We start from the raw sequence: 802 nt of genomic DNA, 5'->3' as shown, positions 1-802 counted from the left end.
GACGATGCGCAGCAGCTCGTTGCGTTCGGCCAGGTTGGTGTAGCCGTAGAGCACTTTGTGGCCGTAGCACAGGCGCACACCTATGCCGAAATCGAGGCCGCCGCTGATATTTTCTATCTGGCTGGAGAGCAGGCTGAGCTGGCTGCGGCGCTTGCGCTCCACAAACAGCTCGGCGAAGTCGGCACCCAGCGCCAGCGCGTGATCGAGCACGTCGCGGGCGATGGCGGGGGCCAACAGGGAAAATGAGGTCATAGAATATCCTTTTCTGGTCTGTTTCCTGTTTGCTTCCGACACCCGTCTGATGGTGTTATGGGGTGTCGATTGCATTGTTGCAGACCAGCACAAAAAAGTCGCTACAGCGTCATGTGATGATACCGATTGAGAAAATCGGTGCGATAACTGCGCCCGGCAGCCCAGATCCTGGCCGCCGGCAGGGAAGATGAACGCCGCAGTGGACCTTGTTTAATCGCTGGTCGCCCCAGGGGGCTAGGTGCAGCTTGCTCCGATCGCATCGGTTGGCGTCACATCCGGGCGAGATCAGAGCAGCTCGTGGATCTCGCCGAGGATCTGGTCGACCCACTGTTCGATGCGGGATTCGGTCTGGTCGTACTGGTTGGCGTCGTCAAGGGCCAGCCCGACGAAGTGACGGCCATCGTCGATCAGCGCCTTGGAGGCGTCGAACTCATACCCCTCGCTGGGCCAGTAACCCACCAGCTTGACCCCCTTGGGCACCAGCTGATCGTGCAGGAGGCCCAGGGCATCCTGATACCATTCGCCATAGCCCAGCTGATCACCCAGGCCG

Annotated in this window: 2 protein-coding genes; both read right to left on the bottom strand. The window is 60.5% G+C overall.

Annotated features, from left to right (window positions below; translation table 11 throughout):
- Nucleotides 1-252: PmbA/TldA family metallopeptidase (locus BN1129_RS12070; protein ID WP_042036822.1), on the bottom strand; the 252-nt coding region annotated here is incomplete at its 3' end.
- Between the two features lie 285 nt (nucleotides 253-537).
- Nucleotides 538-802: flavodoxin (locus tag BN1129_RS12065; protein ID WP_042036819.1), on the bottom strand; the 265-nt coding region annotated here is incomplete at its 5' end.

It is taken from the genome of Aeromonas popoffii, assembly GCF_000820025.1.
GTDB classification, from domain to species: domain Bacteria; phylum Pseudomonadota; class Gammaproteobacteria; order Enterobacterales; family Aeromonadaceae; genus Aeromonas; species Aeromonas popoffii.
The sequence above is the reverse complement of the archived record's forward strand: the minus strand, read 5'-3'. Positions and strand labels throughout refer to the sequence as shown.